This is a genomic window from Halomonas sp. PBN3, assembly GCF_000475415.1.
GTDB classification, from domain to species: domain Bacteria; phylum Pseudomonadota; class Gammaproteobacteria; order Pseudomonadales; family Halomonadaceae; genus Halomonas; species Halomonas shengliensis.
In genome coordinates this window covers 21,917-44,537 of sequence record NZ_AXCA01000163.1, presented here as the reverse complement: position 1 = coordinate 44,537, position 22,621 = coordinate 21,917, and the positions used below count along the sequence as shown (strand labels likewise).

Here is a 22,621-nt window from a genome sequence, read left to right as displayed (position 1 = left end):
ATGGTGCGCCGCAGCGGCCAGGCGGACATCCTCCCGGGGACGGAGGGGGCGGCGTAGTCGGGGGGCGGAGGTTACTCCCCCTGAATGCGCGAGAGCAGGTCGGCGGCCAGCGCCACGGCCTCCTCGCGGCGACGGATGCCCTGCTTCTGGTAGAGGCTGCGGATATGCGTCTTGACCGTGGTGGGCGCCACCGACAGCTGGTCGGCGATCTGTTCGTTGGAGAGGCCGGCATGGATCAGCCCGAGGATCTGCCACTCGCGCCGGGTCAACGGCGAGACCCGGATCAGCTCGGGAACGTCGGGGCGCGCGACGATATCGGCGATCACCGACTCGTCGAGCATCAGCCGCACCGCGCTGGTGAAGTCGCGCTGGCGCCGGGCCAGCTCGAGCAGCCGCTCGGCATGGCGGCGAGCCAGCAGCTCCAGCCCGTCCCCGGCGAGCAGCTCGGTGAGCATCTCGGGCAGGGCCGATCCCAGCCTCAGGAAGCTCCCCGTCAGTCCCGTGCGGGTGGCCAGGACCAGGGCCTCGCGCAGGTGCTCGAGGCCCTCCTCACGCCCCCCGCGCTGCCAGGCCAGGGCCGCCAGGCAGAGCCGGTTGCGATTGGTGTCGGTGACCAGCCCCAGCGACTCGGCCCGGCGCTGCAGCGCCTCTAGCAGCCCGGCGGCCTCGTCATGGCGGCCGAGCAGGGTCAGCGCCCGGGCATGGTTGCGCAGGTTGCACTGGGCGAAGTGGTTGGTGGCCGCCTCGGGATCGCCGGGGGGCGCCTCCTGCCACCAGCGTGCCACGGCGTCCAGGTCACCGTTGGCCTGCCACCAGGCCAGCAGGGTGGCATGGGCATTGGCCTGCCAGTCGGCATGGTAGTCGCCCTCGGCCAGGATCTGGCGCAGGCGCCGCACGTGGTCGGCGCACTGGGCCTGGTCGCCGCGGGAGAGCGCGAGCTTGGCGAGGCTGACGTGGCACTGCAGGGTCCAGCGCTTGCCCTGCCGGTCGAGTACCGCGATCCCGGCCAGCGCCGCCTGCTCCGACTCGTCCAGGCGCTGCCACTCCCACAGCAGCTGGCTGCGGATGCGGTAGAGGAACTCCGCCACCGGCAGCCGATCCAGGCCGCTGCGCTCGAGATGCGCCAGAGCGCGCTCCTGGACGTCATGGGCGGCCTGCAGCCGACCCTGGGCGACCAGGGTCTCCGACTGGTGACAGAGCGACCAGAGCAGCAGCCGGTCGTCGCCGATGCGGGTGGCCTCGCGCTCCACCTCGGCCACCTCCCCGAGCGAGGCCTCGAGGTGGCCCTGGACGAATCGCGCCTCGGCGCGTATCGCCGCCGCCGAGGCGGGCGTGGCCGCCAGGTAGCGCGCCGGCAGCGCCAGCGCCTGCTCGGCCAGCGGGGCAGCGCGCTCGGCGTTCCCCTCGTTGATGGCCAGCTGGGCGCGCAGGGTCGCGAACTCGGCGGCCAGCGCCTGCCACTCGGGCGCCTCGAGCTGGGCCTCGATCCAGTCGATGACTCGCCGGGTACGCCCGAACTGGTACTGGGCATGGGAGACCCAGCCCTGCAGCAGGGCCAGTTTCGGCGCGGCGGCCAGGCGCGTATCGCCCAGCCGGTCCAGGGCACGCGCCAGCAGCGAGAAGTGCCCCCCAGCCAGCAGGGAGGGCCCCTGTGCCTCGACCTGGGCGGCCAGGGCCTCCGGGTCGTCGGCCTCGATGAGCTGGGCCAGGGCCAGCGCCGGCTCGCCCAGCGACAGCCACGCCTCACCAGCGCGCCGGTGGAGCGCCCGCTGGCGCGACAGGCTCAGCTCATGGCGACGAAAGCACAGGTAGCGGGCGAACAGCGGATGCAGGCGCAGCCAGTGATCATCGGGGTCGGGACGCTCCAGGAACAGGCCGGCCTGCTCCAGGGCCTCGAGCCGCTGGGAGAGGCCATCCCCCTCCAGCAGCCTCGCCACCAGGGGTGGCGAGAAGCGCTCCAGCACGCCCAGCTGCAGCAGCAGCTCGCGGTCGCCGACATCGATCAGGTCATCGAACCAGGCGACGAAGTCGGGATGCGGGCCATCGAGCCGGTCCACCAGGCGGTCGAATCCCGCCCGGGTGGTGGTCCGCTGGATCAGCCAGTCGAGCGCCATGACCCAGCCGCCGGTGCGGCGCAGGGCGCGCTCCAGGCTGACCCGGGTCGGCGGGAAGCTCAGCTGTTCGGCACACAGGGTCTGGGCTTCCTCCAGGTCGAAGGCCAGCTCGGCCATGCCGATCTCCTCCAGTTCGCCGCGCAGCCGCAGCGCCGGCAGCCCCAGGGCCGGGCGGCGGCGAGAGATCACGGTGAGGGTCAGCCAGGGCGGCTGGTGGCGCAGCCAGGTCACCAGGGCGGCGAGGATCGCGGGCTCGGTGAGGTGCTCGAAGCCATCGAGCACCAGCCGTGCCGGCGCCGCCACGGCGGGCAGCGCGGCAAGCCAGGCCTCCATGGCATCGTCCAGGGCGGCGCCCTCCTCGAGCGGCGCGAGGGGGGCGTCACCGAGCTCGCCGAGCATGGCCCGGAAGCCCTCGGCGAAACGCCGCGGCACGTCATCACGGCTGTCCAGCCTCAGCCAGGCGGCACGCTGTTCCAGGGCGGGCAGGCGCTCGGCCACCAGGGTACTCTTGCCATAGCCGGGAGGCGCCTCGACCACCAGCAGGCGGACCCGCTCGTCGAGCACGAAGTGATCGTTGAGGCGCGAACGCGCCACCAGCGACAGGGGCAGCGCCGGGGGCGCCAGCTTGTTCGGGATCAGCGTCATGACGGCTCCCTGGCATCAGATGGGCCTGCGAAAAGCCCGCGGCCAGGGCCGCGGGCAAGGATCGAAACAGCCGACTGGGCCCGGCCGGCGCCGGGCCCCTGCCATCAGAACCAAACTTCGGTCTGGACGCCGAAGCTCCACTGGCCCCCGGTGAAGCCGTCTTCGCCGAAGCTGCCGCCGTACTCGTTCAGCTCCTCGCTCCAGTCAGTGTAGGAGGCAAAGAGGCGGACCTCCGGGCGCTGCCAGAAGCCACCCACCTGGGGCTTGAAGGTCGGGGCAAGGGTGAACTTGCCGAAGTCTCCCTTCACGGCGTTGCCGCCGGCGCCCTGGTCGAGGTCCATATACTGGTAGCTGGCCTCGTACTGCATCTCGAAGTTCTCGGTCAGCTCGTTGGCCAGGCGCACGTTGAGGCCCGCCCAGTTGTACTTGTCGCCCTGCACGTAACGATCCCGGCTGGTCTCCGCGAGGATCGAGGGGGCCACGCGCCAGCGCGGCGCCAGGTAGGTGGTGCCGTAGAGGCCGAGGCGGGTCGCCTGGGCGTCATCGGTGAGGCTGCCGTCGGCGCCCAGCACCTTGGCCTCGGCGCCCAGGCCCTGGCCATGGATCAGCGCCGCCTTGAAGTTGCCCTCGGCAAGGCCGAAGAAGCTGTCGCCGTGGTAGGCCACCATGGTGTGGAAGCCGCTGTCGGCGGCCGTCTGGCCCGCCTCGATGTCGCGTTCGTCGTTGTCGGCGGCGGAGAGGCCGCTGACCATGAACTGCCAGTTGCCCACATAGTTGTTGGAGGTGAGGGTCAGACTGTCGGTGCTGCCCGGGTCCTCGCTGCCGATGATGTCGAAGTCGCTGAAGCTGCGACCGTAGAGCGACAGGTTGGAGGTCCAGCTGTCGGCCAGCTGCATGTCGTAGATACCCGCGCCGGTGCCGGCCAGGAAGATGAAGTCGCTGTCGATCCAGTGGATGTCGAAGTTGTCGCGATCGAAGCGCTTGCCGGCCCAGATCGAGGCGTTCTCGAAGACGCCGGTGAAGCTCGGCAGGTCGCTGAACTCGGCATAGACCTGGCGCACGTTGAGGTTCGATTCCTCGGCGGTCCAGTCGTTGCTGGTGCTGACCGAGTCGGCGAGCATCATCCGGTAGTGGGCCCGGGCGCCGTTGTCGTAGCGCATCCGGTAGTTGAAGATGCCCTCGACATAGGTATCCCCCTCGTTGCCCAGCCGACCCACAGCGCCACCCAGCGGACCGGCGGGGGTCACGTAGGGCCCGCCCGGCAGGCTCTTGCCATCCTCGCCCAGCAGCAGCCCGGAGCGGGCATAGACGTTGAAGGAGAAGCCCTCCTCGCCGCTGGCCTGGCGCTCGACCCTGGCCAGTCGTGCCTCGACCTCGTCGGCGGAGAGCCGCCCCTGGGCCTCGGCTTCGGCGATCTCGGCGCGCTGCTCGGCGGCATCGGCTCGCTGCTCGGCGGCGGCGATACGCGCCTCGAGCTCGGCCAGGCGCTGCTCCAGCCCGTGGTTGTCGGCGCTGGCGGCGCCACTCAGCGCCACGCCGGCGGCGGTGATGGCAATGGCGAGGGGGGTCTTGAACATGACGGTGTTCATGGTGGTGTCATCCCTTGTTGTTGTGGACTGTCGCCCATGCCGGCCCCGGTCTGTATCGATTCAGTCCCATGACATGCCCGACGCGGCGGGAGTCGGGGGAGGCGGCTGGACAAGCCAATCGAAACTTAATCGTTTAAGCCCACCCCCCTCAACGTCATGAGCGAAGAACGCGACCAATGTCTAATGCAGCGCCTCCCTGCCGAAGGCCTCTTAACCAGACCCTCACTCCCCTTCGCCGGCGAGGTAAGCAGGCGCTCACGCCGGACCGCCAGGCCGCGCGGCCAGGCTTCGACAAAAGTCTAGGTTGATGGAGCCAGGGCCATGGTCTTAACTGTCGCCACGAACTTAATCGTTTAAGACACGCCATTCACCGCTCGCAAGCCCCCACAACAACAAGCCGACGAGGATTATCCCATGCTCAAGACGCCTCTCATCACCGCCATCGCCCTGGGTTCCGCCGTGCTGGCCGGCACCGGCCACGCCCAGGCGGCGGACCTGACCATCTCCTGTGGCGCCGTCGGCGCCGAGCTGACCCTCTGCGAGGAGGGCGTGCGCGCCTGGGAGGAAAAGACCGGCCACGAGGTCGATATCGTCTCCACCCCCAACTCCTCCACCGAGCGCCTGTCGCTCTACCAGCAGATCCTCTCCGCCAACTCCAGCGACATCGACGTGATGCAGATCGACGTGGTCTGGCCGGGCCTGCTCGCCAACCACCTGCTCGACCTGCGCGAGGCGCTGGGTGACGAGGCCGGCAAGGGACACTTCCGCGCGATCGTCGAGAACAACACCGTCGATGGCCGCCTGGTGGCGATGCCCTGGTTCACCGATGCCGGGGTGCTCTACTACCGCAAGGACCTGCTCGAGAAGTACGGCTTCGAGGCACCCGCGACCTGGGCCGAGCTCACCGAGATCGCCCGCGAGATCAAGGCGGCCGAGCGCGAGGCCGGCAACGAGCGCATGCACGGCTTCGTGTTCCAGGGCCGGGCCTACGAGGGTCTGACCGTCAACGCCCTGGAGTGGGTGGCGAGCCACGGTGGCGGCACCGTGGTGGAGCCCGACGGCGAGATCAGCATCAACAACCCCCGCGCTGCGGCCGCCCTGGACCTGGCCGCCAGCTGGGTCGGCGACATCGCTCCCGACGGGGTCCTCAACTACACCGAGGAGGAGGCCCGCGGGGTCTTCCAGGGCGGCAATGCCGTGTTCATGCGCAACTGGCCCTATGCCTGGTCCCTGGCCCAGAGCGAGGGCAGCGAGGTGCGCGACAAGGTCGGCGTGACCCAGCTGCCGGCGGGCGGCGATGGCGGCGAGAGCAGAAGCGCGGCGGGCCTGGGCGGCTGGAACCTGGCGGTCTCCCGCTACAGCGAGAATCCCGAACTGGCCGTGGACCTGGTCGCCTTCCTGACCGGGCATGACGAGCAGAAGCGTCGCGCCATCGCCGGCGCCTACAACCCGACCCTCGAGGCCCTCTACCAGGACGAGGAGGTGCTGGAGGCCGTGCCCTTCTTCGGCGAGCTCTACGACACCTTCGTCAACGCCGTGGCTCGCCCCTCGGCGGTGACCGGTGACGCCTACGGCCGGGTCAGCAACGCCTTCTTCAGCGCCAGCCATGACGTGCTCTCCGGCAGCCGCAGCGGCGAGCAGGCCGTGGCCGACCTCGAGCGCGAGCTCTCGCGCGTCAAGCGCCGCAACTGGTAACCGGGAGCCTTCCCATGACCTCTACCGTCAACGACAGCGCGCCCGCCGCGGCGCGCCCCCTCTCCGGCCAGTACCGCAGCACCAAGGTACGCCGCCAGCGGGTGCGCGCCGCCTGGACCTTCCTGGCGCCGATGCTGGTGACCCTGGCCCTGGTGGCCGGCTGGCCGCTGATCCGCACCTTCTACTTCAGCTTCACCGATGCCTCGCTGTCGGACCTCGGCAACGTCTTCTTCATCGGGCTGGAGAACTATCTGGTCCTGGACGATGGCCGCTGGTACGGCGTGCTCGCCGACCCCGTCTGGTGGCGCTCGGTGTGGAACACCTTCTTCTTCGCCATCGTCTCGGTGTCGCTGGAGGTGGTGTTCGGGGTGATCGTCGCGCTGATCCTCAACGCCGAGTTCAAGGGCCGCACCCTGGTGCGCGCCGCGGTGCTGATCCCCTGGGCGATCCCCACCATCGTCTCGGCGCAGATGTGGGCCTGGATGCTCAACGACCAGTTCGGGATCATCAACGAGCTGCTGATGACGCTGGGCCTCATCGCCGACCCCATCGCCTGGACGGCGGATGCCAGCTACTCCATGTGGGCGGTGATCATGGTCGACGTCTGGAAGACCACCCCCTTCGTCGCCCTGCTGGCGCTGGCCGCCATGCAGATGCTGCCCAAGGACTGCTACGAGGCCGCCGAGGTCGACGGCATCCATCCGGTCAAGGTGTTCTTCAAGGTCACCCTGCCGCTGATCACCCCGGCGCTGATGGTGGCGGTGATCTTCCGCCTGCTCGACGCCCTGCGGGTGTTCGACGTCATCTACGTGCTGACCTCCAACTCCACCAGCACCATGTCCATGTCGATCTACGCCCGCCAGCAGCTCGTCGAGTTCCAGGACGTGGGCTACGGCAGCGCCGCCTCGACCCTGCTGTTCCTGATCATCGCCCTGGCGACCATCGCCTATCTCTACCTGGGCCGCAAGCAACTCAACCTGGGAGGTGACGCATGACCTCGCGCCGGTTCAACAAGCTCGCCGCACGGGTCGGCTTCTGGGGGCTGGTGGCCCTGGTGGTGGTCGTCGCCGTGTTCCCCTTTTATTACGCGGTGATCACCTCCTTCAAGCCGTCCGGCGACCTCTTCCGGGTCGAGCTGTGGCCCAGTACCTGGAGCCTGGCCAACTACGTCCAGGTATTCACCCAGCGCAGCTTCATCCAGGCGATCTTCAACTCGATCCTGGTCGCCACCAGTGTGGTGTTTATCGCCCTGCTGCTCGGCATCACCGCCTCCTACGCCCTGGGCCGGGTCCGCTTCCGCGGCCGCTCCACGGTGCTGCTGGTGATCCTCGGCGTCTCCATGTTCCCCCAGGTGGCGGTGCTCTCTGGGCTCTTCGAGGTGATCCGCGCGCTCAACCTCTACAACAACCCGGGCGGCCTGATCCTCAGCTACACCATCTTCACCCTGCCCTTCACGGTCTGGGTACTGACCACCTTCATGAAGCAGCTGCCCATGGAACTGGAGGAGGCGGCGATCATGGACGGGGCCACCCCCTGGGTGACCATCACCAAGGTGTTCCTGCCGCTGATGTGGCCGGCCATGGCGACCACCGGGCTGCTGGCCTTTATCGCCGCCTGGAACGAGTTCCTCTTCGCCCTGACCTTCACCCTCACTGACAGCCAGCGCACCGTGCCGGTGGCCATCGCCCTGCTCTCCGGCGGCAGCGCCTACGAGCTGCCCTGGGGCCCGATCATGGCCGCCTCGGTGATCGTCACCGTGCCCCTGGTGGTGCTGGTGATCATCTTCCAGCGGCGTATCGTCTCCGGCCTCACCGCCGGCGCGGTCAAGGGGTAAGCCTCTCATGTCATTCACGGAATCCAAGATGCAAGACAATACCCTCTGGTGGCGCGGCGGCGTCATCTACCAGATCTACCCGCGCAGCTTCATGGACGCCAATGGTGATGGGATCGGTGACCTGGCCGGTATCACCGAGAAGCTCGACTATGTGGCCTCGCTCAACGTGGACGGGATCTGGCTGTCGCCCTTCTTCACCTCGCCGATGAAGGACTTCGGCTACGACGTCAGCGACTACCGCGACGTGGACCCGATGTTCGGCACCCTGGACGACTTCAAGGCGCTGCTGGCCAAGGCCCATTCGCTGGGCCTGAAGGTGATGATCGACCAGGTGATCAGCCACACCTCCGACCAGCACCCCTGGTTCCAGGAGAGCCGCGCCGACCGCCACAATGCCAAGGCCGACTGGTACGTGTGGGCCGACCCGAAGCCGGACGGGACACCGCCCAACAACTGGCTGTCGATCTTCGGCGGCCCGGCCTGGACCTTCGACCCGCGCCGGCGCCAGTACTACCTGCACAACTTCCTGAGCAGCCAGCCGGACCTCAACTTCCACCACCCGGAGGTGAGGGCCGCCCAGCTGGACAACATGCGCTTCTGGCTGGAGCTGGGGGTGGACGGCTTCCGCCTGGACACCGTCAACTTCTACTTCCACGACGCCGAGCTGCGTGACAACCCGCCGGTCCCCGAGGGGGAGGCCAAGACCCTGGGCGCCCCGGAGGCCAACCCCTACACCTGGCAGCGCCACGTCTACGACCTGAGCCGCCCGGAGAACCTCGATTTCCTGCGCGAGCTGCGCGCACTGATGGACGAGTACCCCGGGACCACCACGGTGGGCGAGATCGGCGACGACAATCCGCTGGAGCGCATGGCCGAGTACACCGCGGGCGGCGACAAGCTGCATATGGCCTACACCTTCGACCTTCTCAACACGCCCCACTCGGCGGCCTATCTACGCGAAGTGATCGAGCGCTTCCAGCGCCTGGCCGGCGACGCCTGGCCCTGCTGGGCGCTCTCCAACCACGACGTGGTGAGAAGCGCCACGCGCTGGGGCGCGGACGAGGACCCGCTCGCCTACCCCAAGGCGGCCCTGGCCATGCTCTTCTCGCTACGCGGCAGCGTCTGCCTCTACCAGGGCGAGGAGCTGGGCCTGCCGGAGGCGGAGGTGCCCTTCGAGCGCCTCCAGGATCCCTACGGCAAGGTGCTGTGGCCGGAGTTCAAGGGTCGCGACGGCTGCCGCACCCCCATGCCCTGGGAGCCTAGCGGGAATGGCGGTTTCACCGCCGAGGACGTCGAGCCCTGGCTACCGGTGGAGGCGCGCCACCTGCCCCTCTCGGTGGCGCGGCAGGAGGACGACAGCGCGTCGGTGCTCAACGCCACCCGCCGTCTGCTGGCGTTCCGCACCGCCCACCCGGCGCTGGTCGATGGCGACCTCACCCTGGTCGACATCGGCGAGGACCTGCTCGGCTTCCGGCGCGAGAAGGGCGACGAGCGGCTCCTCTGCGTCTTCAACCTGACCGGCGAGGCCCGGGAGACCCGGCTGCCGCTGGCGGTCGACCACGCCCTGGAGGGACACGGGTTCACGGCCTCCCTCGACGGCGACACCCTGCGGCTGCCGGCCTACCAGGCCGCCTGGTTCGCCCTCTGAGCCACACTCATAACAACAGGCCGGCCCGGACGAGCCCCCACCCCCGGGCCGGCAAGGAGACACCCCATGGCAAGCGTCACCCTCGACAAGGTCAACAAGGTCTTCGGCAGCACCCATATCATCAAGGACGTGGACCTGGATATCGGCGACGGCGAGTTCGTGGTCTTCGTCGGCCCCTCCGGCTGCGGCAAGTCGACCCTGCTGCGGCTGATCGCCGGGCTGGAGTCGATCAGCGACGGCACGCTCAGCATCGGCGAGACGGTGGTCAACGAGCTGCCGCCCCGGGAGCGCGGCGTGGGCATGGTGTTCCAGTCCTACGCCCTCTACCCGCACATGACCGTCTACGAGAACATGGCCTTCGGCCTCAAGCTGGCCAAGGCCAGCCAGGAGACGGTGGAGGATCGCGTGATGGCCACGGCGCGCATCCTGCAGCTCGAGGAGCTGCTCGACCGCAAGCCCAAGGCGCTCTCCGGCGGCCAGCGCCAGCGCGTGGCCATGGGTCGCGCCATGGCCCGCGAGCCGCGCATCCTGCTGTTCGACGAACCGCTCTCCAACCTGGACGCTTCGCTGCGCGTGCAGATGCGTAACGAGATCGCCCGGCTGCACAACCGCCTGGGCTCGACCATGATCTATGTCACCCACGACCAGGTGGAGGCCATGACCCTGGCCGACAAGATCGTGGTGCTCAACGGCGGACGCGTCGAGCAGGTGGGCAGCCCCCACGAGCTCTACCAGCGGCCGGCGACGAAGTTCGTGGCGGGGTTCATCGGCTCGCCGACCATGAACTTCATGCCGGCGAGCCTGGCCGGCCAGGCCGAGGCGGGCTGCCGGGTGCAGGTCGAGGGCATCGGCGAGCTGAGCCTGCCCCAGGCGGCGGGCGAGCATGCCGCCGGCACGGCGCTGACCCTGGGCGTTCGCCCCGAGCACCTGCGCCTGGAGGCGGCCAGCGGCGACAACGCCTTCGAGATCGTCAACGTCGAGTACCTGGGCAACGAGGTCTACGTCTACCTGGAGCCCAGGGCCGGCGAGACCCTGCTGATCCATCGCAGCGAGGCGCCCAGCCGCTGGCAGGAGGGGCAGCGGGTGGCGCTGGTGCCGGACCCGCAACACGTGCACCTGTTCGATGCGAACGATCGCGCCCTGAAGGCCAGCCGGGCCCGAGCCGTGGCCTGAAGCGGCGCATGAGCACGCACCGGCCCTGTCCCCCGCGGGCCAGGGTCGGTATCCTTGTCAGCGGGTCGCCAACGACCAGGGAAGGCCATGACCGCACCAACGCGCCGCATCACCTTGAAGGACCTGGCCCGTGAGCTCGGGGTCTCCACCGCCACCGTCTCCAACGCCTTCAACCGGCCGGACCAGCTCTCGCCCGCCCTGCGCGAGCGCATCCTCTGCGAGGCCAGCCGACTGGGCTACCACGGCCCCGATGCCAAGGCGCGCAGCCTGCGCACCGGGCGCTCGCGGATCATCGCGGTGATCCTCGCCGAGAGCCTCACCTACAGCCTCAACGACGCCGTGGCGAGCGAGTTCCTCTCGGGGGTGGCCGAGGTGCTCGACGCCCAGGGCCACACCCTGCTGCTGCTCTCCTCGCGCCAGACCCAGGGCCAGGTCCCGGGCTCGGCGAGCATGGCCGACGGCTTCATCGTCTACGGCCTGATGCCGAGCCCCTCGCTGCTCGGCCGGCTGCCTGCCCAGGCCTCGCTGGTCTCGGTGGACTTCGACATCGCCGGCCGCCCCACCGTCCACGTCGACAACGAGGCCGCCTGCCTCGCCATCGCCCGCCACGCCCTGCGGACGCCCCCGCGGCGGCCGGCCATCGTCAACCTGCGCCTCACCGCCGAGCCCTGCAACGGCCGCATCACCCCGGCCCATGCCCTGCTGGGAGCCGATCAGACCATCACCCGCTCGCGCCTGACCGCCTTCCACCGCGCCCTGGCGGAGCACGGGATCGACCCGGCCAGGGTGCCGATGTGGAACATCGAGGAGAACACCTTCGAGGTGTGCGCCCCGGTGATCGAGGCGATCCTCGACTCGCCAGACGACGAGCGCCCCGACCTGCTGCTCTGCATGTCCGACCGCATCGCGCTGACCGCCGTCACCCTGGCCGAGCAGCGCGGCCTGCGCATCCCCGGGGACCTGCGGATTACCGGCTTCGACGGCATCGCCGAGGGGCAGTACCGGGCCCCTCGCCTCACCACGATCCGCCAGGACAGCACCGAGAAGGGCCGCACCGCCGCCCGCATCATCCTCGGCCTCGCCCCGGCCGAGCCCAGCCTGCTGCCCACCGAACTGGTGATCGGCGCCAGCTGCCCCTGAGCCGACGGGGCCTGCCGCCCCGCGCCTCCTCTCCTTCGCCCTCTCCCCCTTCGCCCCGTGCCCTACGCCCCACCCGTACGCCACCCCTGCGCCCCCCCGGGGAGGAGGACGTCGAGCGGGGGATTGGCGACGCTGGACGCCTCCGTCATGACGCTCCACCCGGGGCGCCACCGCACAACAACAGCCTGGAGGATCCAGTCCCATGACGCCATCACGCCGTGGTTTCCTGTTCCCGCTGCTGGCCGCCGCCCTGGGGAGCGGCCTCGCCCTGCCCGCCGTGGCCTTCGATGCTGACAAGCTGACCGTCTGGATGGGCGACAGCAAGGGGCCGGAGGGCATCCGCGAGGTCGGCCGCCGGTTCACCGCCGACACCGGGGTCGAGGTGGAGATCGTCCATCCCGACAACCTCACCGACCGCTTCCAGCAGGCCGCGGGCAGCGGACAGGGGCCGGATATCGTGATCTGGGCCCATGACCGCCTGGGCGAGTGGGCCCAGAGCGGGCTGCTGATGCCGCTCTCCCCGAGCGACGACTTCCGTGGCCGCTACTTCGACTTCACCTGGGACGCCACCCTGTGGAACGGCGAGACCTACGGCTACCCGATCTCCGTGGAGTCGCTGGGGCTGATCTACAACAAGGCGCTCGTCGACGAGGCCCCGGAGAGCTTCGCCGAACTGATGGCGCTGGATGCCGAGCTGGCCGAGCAGGGCAGGAAGGCGATCCTCTTCGACTACAGCGAGCCCTACTACGGCTGGACCCTGCTGGCGGCCAACGGCGGCTACCCCTTCCGCCAGACCGAGTCTGGCTTCGACGTCAGCGACATCGGGGTCAACAACGCGGGGGCCCTGCAGGGCGCCGAGCTGCTGCGCGAGCTGATCGAGCGGGACGTGGTGCCCCGCGGCACCGACTACAGCGTGATGGATACCCGCTTCAATCGCGGCGAGGTGGCCACCATGATCAGCGGGCCCTGGGCCTGGGGCAACCTGGAGCGCAGCGGGATCGACTACGGCGTGGCCCTGCTGCCCAGGGTGGGCGACGAGCGTGCCCGACCGCTGTTCGGGGTGATGACGGCGATGATCAACGCCGCCTCGCCCAACGACTTCCTGGCCACCGAATTCCTCGAGAACTACCTGCTCGACGAGGAGGGGCTGCGTACCTTCAACGGCGACGGCACCCTGGGCGCGGTGGCCCATGAAGCCTACCAGCGGGAGCTGGCGGAGGACCCCAATATCGCCGCCACCCTGGCCAATGCGGAGATCGGCCTGCCGATGCCCAACATCCCCGAGATGGGCGCCTTCTGGGCCGCCATGGAGCCGGCCCTGCAGAACATCGGCAGCGGTCGCCAGTCGCCCCAGGAGGCGCTGGACGCCGCCGCCCGCCGCATGCGCCAGTAAGCACTTCCCCACGCCACGCGCGCCGCCGGCGGTTATCCGCCGGCGGTCCTGTAGGCTCGTTTCACAGGTCATGCCCATGTACACCACCAACGCTTCCCGCGGCCTGCCCCGGCACCGCTCGCGCCACCCCACCGAACGCTATGGCCGCTGGGCCGGCCGTGCCCTGGTCGCCGCCCTGGTCGTCTCCCTGCTGTGGCTAGTGCTGGCCTTCCATCTCAACGGCCAGTGGATGTTCGCCCTGCTGTTCCTGGTGCTCGGCAGCTCGCTGGCGGTGGTCTTCACCAAGCGCAGCCTGATGAGCCACCGCTACATCTTTCCCGCGGTGGCGGGGCTCGGGGTCTTCGTGATCTTCCCGCTGCTCTACACCATCGGTATCAGCTTCAGCAACTACAGCTCCAGCAACCTGCTCAGCGAGGAGCGGGTGCGCGATCAACTGCTCTCGCGCACCTTCCAGGCCGAGGGCGCCGCCTTCGATTTCGCCCTCTACCGCGACGGCGAACGGGCCCGCCTCTATTTGCACGGCGGCGACCGGACGCCCGAGGATGCCCTTCCCGAGGCGAGCCAGGGCTTCGTCACGCCGCCCCTCAACCTGGACAATCCCGAGCCGCGCCGGGTGGGCCTGCAGGCGGTAGACCGCCCCCCCAGCGGCGAGCCGTTGCCGATGCGCGAGGTGATCGCCGCCCGCGGCGCCCTGCAGGGACTGCGCCTGGTCACCCCCGAGGGCCTCGAGCTGCGCATGGCGGGGCTGCGCCATTTCGCCCCGATGCTCGACCGCTACGAGGCCCGGGACGATGGCAGCCTCTATGATCGTCGCGATGATCGGGTGCTGACCCCGGACCAGCAGATCGGCTTCTTCGTCACCGACGACGGCGAGAGCGTCACCCCGGGGTGGCCGGTGGCGGTCGGCCTGGACAACTACACCCGGATCTTCGCCGACCCGGACATCCGCGGCCCCTTCCTGCAGATCTTCGTCTGGACCTTCGCCTTCGCCGGGCTGACCGTGCTGTTCACCCTGGCGGTGGGCTTCGTGCTGGCCGCCCTGCTGCAGTGGGATCAGCTGCGCGGCAAGGCGATCTACCGCACGCTGCTGATCCTGCCCTACGCGGTACCCGCCTTCATCTCGATCCTGATCTTCAAGGGGATGTTCAACCAGCACTTCGGCGAGGTGAACATGATCCTCGACAGCCTGTTCGGCATTCGCCCGGAGTGGTTCACCGACCCCTGGCTGGCCCGCACGATGCTGCTGGTGGTCAACACCTGGCTCGGCTACCCCTACATGCTGCTGCTGTGCATGGGGCTGATCCAGTCGATCCCGCGGGACCTCTTCGAGGCCTCGGCGGTGGACGGCGGCGGTCCGCTCACCAACCTGTTCCGGATCACCCTGCCGCTGATCATCAGGCCACTGACGCCCCTGCTGATCGCCGCCTTCGCCTTCAACTTCAACAACTTCGTCCTGATCGCCCTGCTCACCGGCGGTAACCCGGACATCCTCGGCGCCAGCACGCCGGCGGGTACCACCGACCTGCTGGTCAGCTACACCTACCGCATCGCCTTCCAGGATGCCGGCCAGAACTTCGGCCTGGCCGCCGCCATCGCCACCCTGATCTTCCTGCTGGTGGCCGGCCTGTCGCTGCTCAACCTGCGGCTGTCCAGGGTCAAGGTCTGAAAAGGAGATACCGTCATGGCCATGGTTCAACCCCGCTCGATCCGTGCCCGGCGGCTTGCCGCCCACCTGGCGCTGCTCGGCTTCGTGTCGCTGATCGTCTTCCCGCTGCTGCTGGTGATCTCGATCTCCTTCCGCGAGGGCAACTTCGCCAGCGGCAGCCTGATTCCCGAGCGCTTCTCGCTGGAGCACTGGGCCCTGGCCTTCGGCATCCCCTGGGAGCGGGCCGACGGCAGCGTGGTCCAGCCCCCCTTCCCGGTGCTGCTGTGGCTGTGGAACTCGGTGAAGGTCGCGCTGGTGTCGTCGCTGCTGATCCTGGCGCTCGCCACCACCAGCGCCTACGCCTTCGCTCGCATGCGCTTCCGCGGCAAGGCGCCGATCCTCAAGGGCATGCTGATCTTCCAGATGTTCCCGGCGGTGCTCTCGCTGGTGGCACTCTATGCGCTGTTCGATCGCCTGGGCCAGCTGGTGCCCTGGCTGGGCATCAACACCCATGGCGCCCTGATCGTCGCCTCGCTGGGGGCGGTGGCCCTGCACATCTGGACCATCAAGGGCTACTTCGAATCCATCGACGGTTCCCTGGAGGAGGCCGCCATGGTCGACGGCGCCAGCACCTGGCAGGCCTTCCGCTACATCCTGCTGCCGCTGTCAGTGCCGATCCTGATGGTGGTCTTCATCCTCGCCTTCGTGATGAGCATCATGGAGTACCCCATGGCCTCGGTGCTGCTGGTCGACGAGCACAAGCTGACGCTCGCCGTGGGGGCCCAGCAGTACCTGGCCGACCACAACCAGCGCTGGGGCAACTTCGCCGCCGCCGCGGTGCTCTCGGGCCTGCCCATCACCGTGGCCTTCCTGGTCTGCCAGCGCTGGATCATCGGCGGGCTCACCGCCGGCGGCGTGAAAGGCTAGTTTCCTCGTCCTGAGCGAAGCGCTGCTCGCCCCCGGCCATCCTGGCCGGGGTTTTCTCGTGACGAGGCGTGGGAGGCGACGACGCCCCGTGCGCTCTCGCGCCCGGGGCGTCGGGTCGAATCTGGGAGGGAGTCGCCTCAGCGCAGCAGCAGCACGGGCACCTTCGCACGGCGCAGCATCTCGGTGGTGGTGCTGCCCACCAGCAGGTGGCGGATGCGCGAGTGGCCGTAGGCGCCCATCACCAGCAGGTCGATGCCGTGCTCCTCCAGGTAGCCGCGCAGGGTCGCCTCCACCTCGCCGGCGCGGATGGCGCCCTCGGCCGCGTGGCCGGCGTCGCGCAGGGTCTTCAGCGCCCAGTCGAGCTGGGAGCGGTTGTCGCCGGTCTCGGCGCCGACGATCACCACATGCACCGGGATGCCCGCGAAGAGCGGGCTTGCGGCCAGCATCTCCACCCCCTTGCGGGTGGTCTTGCTGCCGTCGAAGGCCAGCATCACCCGCTCGGGACGCCGGTAGGTGTGCGGCACCATCAGGATCGGCCGGTGCAGGCTGCGCACCACCCGCTCCAGGTTGGAGCCCAGGTGGCCGCTGTCCTGGTGGGCGGTCTCGCCGCGCTTGCCCACCACCAGCAGGCGGATCTCGTCGGCCAGCTCCTCCAGGGTCTCCACCAGGGTGCCGTTGCGCTGGCGGGTACCCGGCTCGGCCACGCCGTCCTCGATGGCTCGCTCCCTGGCGGCCTTGAGCACCATCCGGCCCTGCTCCTGGGCCACCTTGGCGCGCTGCTCGTCGAGCTGGGAGAGCTCCTCCAGCAGGTGCTCCCGGGCGCCCAAGCCGATGCTGCCGGAGAGGTCGGCCTCGGCGACCTGGGGATGGTTGTCCACCACGTGCAGGAAGGTCAGCGGGGCCTCGAGGGCCCGGCTGGCCCAAGCGGCGTAGTCGCACACCCCTTCCGAGAACCTGGAGCCATCGATGGCGGCCATTACCTGTTCTGTCATCGTCTCGTCCTGATGCTGGCGTGTCGGGTCATGGTGTCACGTTCTCCCTGATCGTGGTGGCCGTCAATGGCCGCCCATCAGCTTCTCCACCGCCTCGGGATCGTCGTGCACCGCGTAGCGGTCGACGATGGTGGCGCTGGCCTCGTTGAGGCCGACCAGTTCCACCCGGGTGCCCTCGCGGCGGAACTTGATCACCACTCGGTCCAGGGCCTGGACGGCGGTGATGTCCCAGAAATGGGCCCGGGACAGGTCGATGGTCACCTTCTCCACGGTCTCCTTGAAGTCGAAGGCATTGCCGAAACGCTCGGAGGAAGCGAAGAACACCTGCCCCACCACTCGGTAGATACGATGACGCCCCTCATCGGCCTCCTCGCTGCCGATATAGAGGATATTGCCCACCTTGTTGGCGAAGTTCATGGCGGCGAGCAGCACGCCCACGAAGACGCCGATGGCCAGGTTGTGGGTGCCCACGGTCACCGCCACGGTGGCGAGCATGACGAGGTTGGTACTCATGGGGTGCTTCCTGAGGTCGCGGATCGACTCCCAGCTGAAGGTGCCGATGGAGACCATGATCATCACCGCCACCAGCGCCGCCATTGGGATCCGCGAGACCCAGTCGGAGAGGAACACCACCATCAGCAGCAGCGCCACGCCGGCCACCAGGGTGGAGAGCCGCGTCCGCCCGCCCGACTTGATGTTGATCACCGACTGGCCAATCATCGCGCAGCCCGCCATGCCGCCGATCAGGCCGGTGCCGATGTTGGCCAGGCCCTGCCCCTTGCACTCGCGGTTCTTGTCGCTCGGGGTGTCGGTCAGGTCGTCGACGATGGTGGCGGTCATCATCGACTCCAGCAGGCCCACCACGGTGAGCATCACCGAGTAGGGCAGGATGATCATCAGGGTCTCGAGGTTGAGCGGCACATCGGGCCACAGGAACACCGGCAGGCTGTCGGGCAGCTCGCCCATGTCGCCCACCGTGCGGATCTCCATGCCAGTGGCCAGATAGACGGCGGTGAGCACCAGGATGCAGACCAGCGGCGACGGCAGCGACTTGCCGATCACCGGCAGGTAGGGGAAGCCGTAGATGATCGCCAGGCCGGCCGCGGTCATGGCGTAGACGTGCCAGGTCACCCCGGTCAGTTCCGGCAGCTGGGCCATGAAGATCAGGATCGCCAGGGCGTTGACGAAGCCGGTGACCACCGAGCGCGACACGAAGCGCATCAGGTCGGCGAGGCGCAGGTACCCGGCGAGGATTTGCAGCACGCCGGTGAGCAGGGTGGCGGCCAGCAGGTACTGAAGGCCGTGCTCCTTGACCAGGGTGACCATCAGCAGCGCCATGGCGCCGGTGGCCGCCGAGATCATCCCGGGACGACCGCCGGCGAAGGCGATGATCACCGCCATGGAGAAGGAGGCGTAGAGGCCCACCTTGGGGTCGACCCCGGCGATGATGGAGAAGGCGATGGCCTCAGGGATCAGCGCCAGGGCGACGACGATCCCCGAAAGGATGTCGCCCTTGAGGTTGGAGAACCAGCTCTGTTTCATCTTTTCGTACATGCTGCGGTCCGGTCAGGGGGATGGAGGGGCCGTGAGGCGTCGGAACCTGTCGATCATGCGTCACGGCCGCCCCGTCGAGGGGGCGGTGGCCGAAAGGCCGCACGGGGAACGGGCGTGAGTCACGAGCCGGGAGGGCGCGCCGGGGCGCCCGGGCCATCAGGATGACGTCGCGCGATGACGCGCCGAAGACGGCATCATCGCGGGATGATAAGGAGGATGCGCTAGGGCGGCGTGACCCGCCCTGCCGGGGGTGTCTTCATGGGCTTGGGAGTCATCGGACGAAGGGCCAAGGCTACGGGTAACAGGAGCGCGGCATTCTAGCAGGGCTCGTGCTGCGCTGCACCCAGCGCCCGCTGGCGACGCTCGACCCGCCGGTCCACCAGCCCCTTCGCCAACAGGCTGCCGAGCACCAGGGCGCCACCGGCGAAGGCGGCCGGCGTCGGGCGCTCGCCGAGCAGCCACCACACCCAGAGCGTGCCGACCACCACCTCCAGCAGCATCAACAGCCCCACCTCGGCAGCGGGCAGGTAGAGCGGGCCGCGCTGCAACAGGGTGAAGCCCAGCGGCAGCAGCCCCAGGCAGAGCAGCAGCAGCCACCCCAGGGTGGCGCCGGTGGGCAGCGTGAGACCGGGACCGGTGACGCCATGCAGCGCCGCGAGAGCCGCCACGATCAGCCCCGCCAGGGTCAGCATGGGGCTCATGTCGACGCCCTGGCGGGTGCGGCAGAGGGTGAAGTTGGCCGCCATGGCGGTGGCGGCAAGCAGGGCGAAGGCGTTGCCCTGCCAGGAGCCGACCCCCGCGTCGTCGAGGGCGATCAGCGCGATGCCCACCAGGCAGGCGAGGATCGAAAGCCAGGTGCGCCGGGGCAGGCGCTCATGCAGGAAGAGCCGCGAGAGCAACGCGGCGATCAGCGGGGCGCCGGCCAGGATCATCAGCACGTTGCCGCCACGGGTGTACTGGTTGCCCAGCACGAAGCCGAAGGTGGAGAGGCTGAAAAGCAGCGCCACGCCGATGCCGGTCCAGCCACAGCGGCGGTAGGCGGCGAGCGCCCCGCGCCCGTGGCGGGCGACCACGATGGCGATGAAGCCCAGCGCGGTGAGCAGGCCCCGCCACACGAGGATCTCGGCGTCGGGCAGGCCGATCACCTTGATCAGCAGGGCGTCGGGGGAAATGATCAGGGCGCCGCCGCCGGTCATCAGCAGACCCTGCTGGCGGCGCCCGAGAGGGGAAGGCGTCAAGGCAACCTCGTGGACGGACAGGGCGCCTCAGGATGCCATGACGGCTCCGCCTTGGCACGGGGTCAGGCCGGGCCGCCGCCTCCATCGGCGTCAGGACGCCGTGCCGGACGGTTCGCCGCGGAGGCCTGCATGTGCTTGAAGGCCTCCATGATGTCCATGGGCAGCGGGAAGACGATGGTGGAGGCGTTCTTGTTGCTCATGTCGCTCATGGTCTGCAGGTAGCGCAGCTGCAGCGCGGCGGAATTCTCGGCCATGACGTTGGCCGCCTCGACCAGCTTGCGCGAGGCCTGCAGCTCACCCTCGGCGTGGATCACCTTGGCGCGCCGCTCGCGTTCCGCCTCGGCCTGGCGGGCGATGGCGCGGATCATGCTCTCGTCGAGGTCGACATGCTTGATCTCGACGTTGGCCACCTTGATGCCCCAGTTCTCCGCCGAGGCATCGATGATCTCCTGGATGTCGTCGTTGAGCTTGTCGCGTTCGGAGAGCATCTCGTCGAGGTCGTGCTTGCCGAGCACCGAACGCAGCGTGGTCTGGGCCAGCTGGCTGGTGGCCTGGGTGAAGTTCTCTACCTGGATGATCGCCTTCTCGGGGTCCACCACCCGGAAGTAGAGCACCGCATTGACCTTGACGGTGACGTTGTCCCGCGAGATCACGTCCTGCTCGGGCACGTCCATGGTCACCACCCGCAGGTCGACCACCTCCATCTTCTGGATGCCGGGGATGATGATGATCAGCCCAGGTCCCTTCACCGACTGGAAGCGCCCCAGGAAGAACACCACCCCACGCTTGTACTCCGGCAGGATGCGGATCGAGGCGGCGAGCAGCATCACCACCAGGACCACGGGAACGAGATAGGAAATCAGCATGGTTGCCACTCCTTGAACGATCGGGAGACGGCGGCTGCCGTCTCCCCGTTTGCTTTACCCAGATGACGCCAGCGGCACCACCTCCAGGGTCAGGCCGTCCACCGCGGTGACCCGCAGCGTCTGGCCCCGGCTCACCGGCTCGCTGGCACGTGCGTTCCAGCGCTCGCCCATCAGGCGCACATGGCCGCTGCCGGAGAAGTCCTCCAGCGCCACGGCCTTGTGGCCGATCAGCTCCTCCTGCCCGGTGCGGGCGCGCCGCCGACGCAGGCCGGCGAAGCGCAGTAGCACCCACAGCATCAGCGCCGAGGCGATCAGCGCCACGCCGCCGATCAGCGGCAGCGAGAGTCTCAGGCTCTCCGCATCCATCAGAATCACCGATCCGATCACGAAGGCGGCGATGCCGCCGATACCGAGGATGCCGAAGCTGGGCATCAGCGCCTCACCCACGATCAGCGCCAGCCCCACCAGGATCAGCGCCAGGCCGGCATAGTTCACCGACAGCACCTGGAAGGCGAACAGCGCCAGCAGCAGGCAGATGATGCCGATGGTGCCCGGCACCAGGCTGCCCGGATTGGCCAGCTCGAAGATCAGCCCGTAGAAGCCGATGATCATCAGGAAGTAGGCGACGTTGGGGTCGGTGATCACCGACAGCAGCTCGGTGCGCCAGTCGGGAGCGAAGCGCTCGATGGCGAGCCCCGCGGTGGCGAGGGTGCGCTCGCCCGCCTCCATCACCACCCTGCGCCCGTCTATCCTCGCCAGCAGCTCGTCGAGGTCCCGGGCCACCACGTCGATGACGTTCGCCTCGAGCGCCGCCTCGGCGGTAAGGTTGACCGCCTCGCGCACCGCCGCCTCGGCCCAGTCGGCGTTGCGGCCATGACGCTCGGCCAGGCCGCGGATATAGGCCACGGCGTCCTCGAGCACCTTGCGTTCCATGGCGGTCTCGCCGCGGCGGGGCGCGTCGCTCGCCTCGCCGTCTGGAGCCTGGGGCTGATCCTCGGCCGCCTGCTCCTCCTCGCCGGTGTCTGCCTCCTCGCCCTCGCCACCGCCGAGACCCGGCAGGCCGCCCCCGCCCAGCTGCACCGGCGTGGCCGAGCCGAGGTGGGTGGCCGGGGCCATGGCGGCGACATGGCTGGCGTAGAGCAGGTAGGTGCCTGCGCTGGCCGCCCGGGCGCCGGCCGGGGTGACATGGATCGCCACCGGCACGGGTGAAGCGAGCATGTCGCGGATCATGTCGCGCATGGCGGCGTCCAGGCCACCGGGGGTATCCATCTCCACCACCACCAGCTCGGCGTCCGCCTCGGCGGCGCGCGCGAGCCCGCGGCGGAAGTAGTCGGCGGTGGCGGGGCCGATGGCCCCCTCCACCGTCATCACCAACGCCGTGCGCTCCTCCTGCTGGGCCTGGACCGCGGCCTGGCCGGCCAGCAGCACTAGCCCCAGCGCCAGGCAGGCGAGGCCGAATAGCGGCAGGCGGCGCCCGATCAGGGCGGCAAGGCGTGGGGGCATGGCGTTCATCCAGCGGCGCCCCCGGTGCGGAGGCTCATGTCGTGAGAGTCCCGGCGCGCCGCCGGGTTCAGTGCACGGCGCGCCGTCTGTCGGCTATCAGCGTAGGCGGCGGGCGAGCGGGCTGGCAAACCCCCGGCGCCGGGCGCGACAGCCTGTCGCGCCATCGGCCACCGGCGGACCGGCAAACGACCGCAGATGGCGGTATGGTAGGCGCCAGAGTTCGCTGCCGACCGCGAGGAACCCGATGCCCCAGACCCGCCAAGCCGCCCCCGGCCAGGATCCGGGTGCCCTCGACCCGGCGCTCGCCGAGGCGCTGACCCGAGCGCTCGCCGAGACGGGCCACGACCGGGGGGTGAGCGCGCTGCGCGCCATGGCCGACACCGGCCTGGCCCACCACCACGTCTGGCTCGCGCGCCACGGCATCGCCCGGCGCCCACAGCCCGAGGGGGACCTCGGCGAGCGCATGCGCCAGGCGCTGACGCCGGGGCCGGCCATGGTGATCGGCAGCGACTGTCCCGCGCTGACCCCGGCGCTGCTCCAACGCTGCGCCGCGGCGCTGGCGACCCACGACGCCGTCTGCCTGCCCGCCGAGGATGGCGGCTACGCCCTGCTCGGCCTGCACCAGGCCCACCCCAGCCTGTTCACGGAGATCGCCTAGGGCGGCG

General features: G+C 69.4%; 17 protein-coding genes. 10 read left to right on the top strand and 7 right to left on the bottom strand.

All coding sequences use genetic code 11. The features are described 5' to 3' along the window. Window positions 1–71: 71 nt before the first annotated feature. On the bottom strand, window positions 72–2,759 hold the full coding sequence (gene malT / locus Q673_RS28930; RefSeq protein ID WP_023006219.1) for an HTH-type transcriptional regulator MalT: 2,688 nt from the start codon (window positions 2,757–2,759) through the stop codon (window positions 72–74). A 104-nt stretch (window positions 2,760–2,863) separates the two neighbouring features. Continuing rightward, window positions 2,864–4,348 carry a carbohydrate porin gene (locus Q673_RS28925; protein WP_023006218.1) on the bottom strand — a complete coding sequence of 495 codons (1,485 nt, stop codon included), beginning with the start codon at window positions 4,346–4,348 and terminating at the stop codon, window positions 2,864–2,866. 414 nt (window positions 4,349–4,762) lie between these two features. On the opposite strand from Q673_RS28925, the gene Q673_RS28920 reads away from it, so the two are divergent. The 9 genes from Q673_RS28920 (at window position 4,763) to malG (ending at window position 15,803) form a co-directional block, all read left to right on the top strand. Continuing rightward, a complete protein-coding gene (locus Q673_RS28920; RefSeq protein WP_023006217.1) occupies window positions 4,763–6,043 on the top strand; it encodes an ABC transporter substrate-binding protein in 1,281 nt (426 codons plus the stop codon). Window positions 6,044–6,057: 14 nt separating this feature from the next. Next, a complete protein-coding gene (locus Q673_RS28915) occupies window positions 6,058–7,038 on the top strand; it encodes a carbohydrate ABC transporter permease (protein WP_023006216.1) in 981 nt (326 codons plus the stop codon). Next, complete coding sequence (locus Q673_RS28910) at window positions 7,035–7,877, top strand: carbohydrate ABC transporter permease (protein ID WP_023006215.1); 843 nt, start codon at window positions 7,035–7,037, stop codon at window positions 7,875–7,877. Before Q673_RS28915 ends, Q673_RS28910 begins: the two co-directional genes overlap by 4 nt. A 28-nt stretch (window positions 7,878–7,905) precedes the next feature. Then, a complete protein-coding gene (locus Q673_RS28905) occupies window positions 7,906–9,525 on the top strand; it encodes an alpha-glucosidase family protein (RefSeq protein WP_023006214.1) in 1,620 nt (539 codons plus the stop codon). A gap of 66 nt (window positions 9,526–9,591) precedes the next feature. Beyond that, window positions 9,592–10,698 carry an ABC transporter ATP-binding protein gene (locus tag Q673_RS28900; RefSeq protein ID WP_023006213.1) on the top strand — a complete coding sequence of 369 codons (1,107 nt, stop codon included), beginning with the start codon at window positions 9,592–9,594 and terminating at the stop codon, window positions 10,696–10,698. An 87-nt stretch (window positions 10,699–10,785) separates the two neighbouring features. Then, on the top strand, window positions 10,786–11,838 hold the full coding sequence (locus Q673_RS28895) for a LacI family DNA-binding transcriptional regulator (RefSeq protein ID WP_023006212.1): 1,053 nt from the start codon (window positions 10,786–10,788) through the stop codon (window positions 11,836–11,838). A 202-nt stretch (window positions 11,839–12,040) separates the two neighbouring features. Next, window positions 12,041–13,231: a maltose/maltodextrin ABC transporter substrate-binding protein MalE gene (gene malE / locus Q673_RS28890; RefSeq protein WP_023006210.1), complete on the top strand. Its 1,191-nt coding sequence runs from the start codon at window positions 12,041–12,043 to the stop codon at window positions 13,229–13,231. Window positions 13,232–13,307: 76 nt separating this feature from the next. After that, the gene (malF, locus tag Q673_RS28885) at window positions 13,308–14,897 is read left to right on the top strand and encodes a maltose ABC transporter permease MalF (RefSeq protein ID WP_023006209.1); all 1,590 of its coding nucleotides are present in this window, start codon (window positions 13,308–13,310) and stop codon (window positions 14,895–14,897) included. A 15-nt stretch (window positions 14,898–14,912) separates the two neighbouring features. Continuing rightward, window positions 14,913–15,803 carry a maltose ABC transporter permease MalG gene (gene malG / locus Q673_RS28880; RefSeq protein ID WP_023006208.1) on the top strand — a complete coding sequence of 297 codons (891 nt, stop codon included), beginning with the start codon at window positions 14,913–14,915 and terminating at the stop codon, window positions 15,801–15,803. Between the two features lie 137 nt (window positions 15,804–15,940). On the opposite strand, the gene Q673_RS28875 is transcribed toward malG, so the two are convergent. The 5 genes from Q673_RS28875 to Q673_RS28855 all read right to left on the bottom strand — a co-directional run bounded on the left by Q673_RS28875 (window position 15,941) and on the right by Q673_RS28855 (window position 21,956). After that, complete coding sequence (locus tag Q673_RS28875) at window positions 15,941–16,795, bottom strand: universal stress protein (RefSeq protein WP_031218252.1); 855 nt, start codon at window positions 16,793–16,795, stop codon at window positions 15,941–15,943. Between the two features lie 63 nt (window positions 16,796–16,858). Next, on the bottom strand, window positions 16,859–18,349 hold the full coding sequence (locus tag Q673_RS28870) for a SulP family inorganic anion transporter (protein WP_023006206.1): 1,491 nt from the start codon (window positions 18,347–18,349) through the stop codon (window positions 16,859–16,861). Window positions 18,350–18,666: 317 nt separating this feature from the next. After that, window positions 18,667–19,545 carry a DMT family transporter gene (locus tag Q673_RS28865; RefSeq protein WP_023006205.1) on the bottom strand — a complete coding sequence of 293 codons (879 nt, stop codon included), beginning with the start codon at window positions 19,543–19,545 and terminating at the stop codon, window positions 18,667–18,669. Between the two features lie 104 nt (window positions 19,546–19,649). Then, a complete protein-coding gene (locus Q673_RS28860; RefSeq protein WP_023006204.1) occupies window positions 19,650–20,453 on the bottom strand; it encodes a slipin family protein in 804 nt (267 codons plus the stop codon). A gap of 54 nt (window positions 20,454–20,507) precedes the next feature. Then, complete coding sequence (locus Q673_RS28855; protein WP_031218248.1) at window positions 20,508–21,956, bottom strand: NfeD family protein; 1,449 nt, start codon at window positions 21,954–21,956, stop codon at window positions 20,508–20,510. A 244-nt stretch (window positions 21,957–22,200) separates the two neighbouring features. On the opposite strand from Q673_RS28855, the gene Q673_RS35605 reads away from it, so the two are divergent. Continuing rightward, window positions 22,201–22,614, top strand: coding sequence for a TIGR04282 family arsenosugar biosynthesis glycosyltransferase (locus tag Q673_RS35605; protein ID WP_023006202.1), 414 nt, complete (start codon window positions 22,201–22,203; stop codon window positions 22,612–22,614). Window positions 22,615–22,621 lie beyond the last annotated feature (7 nt).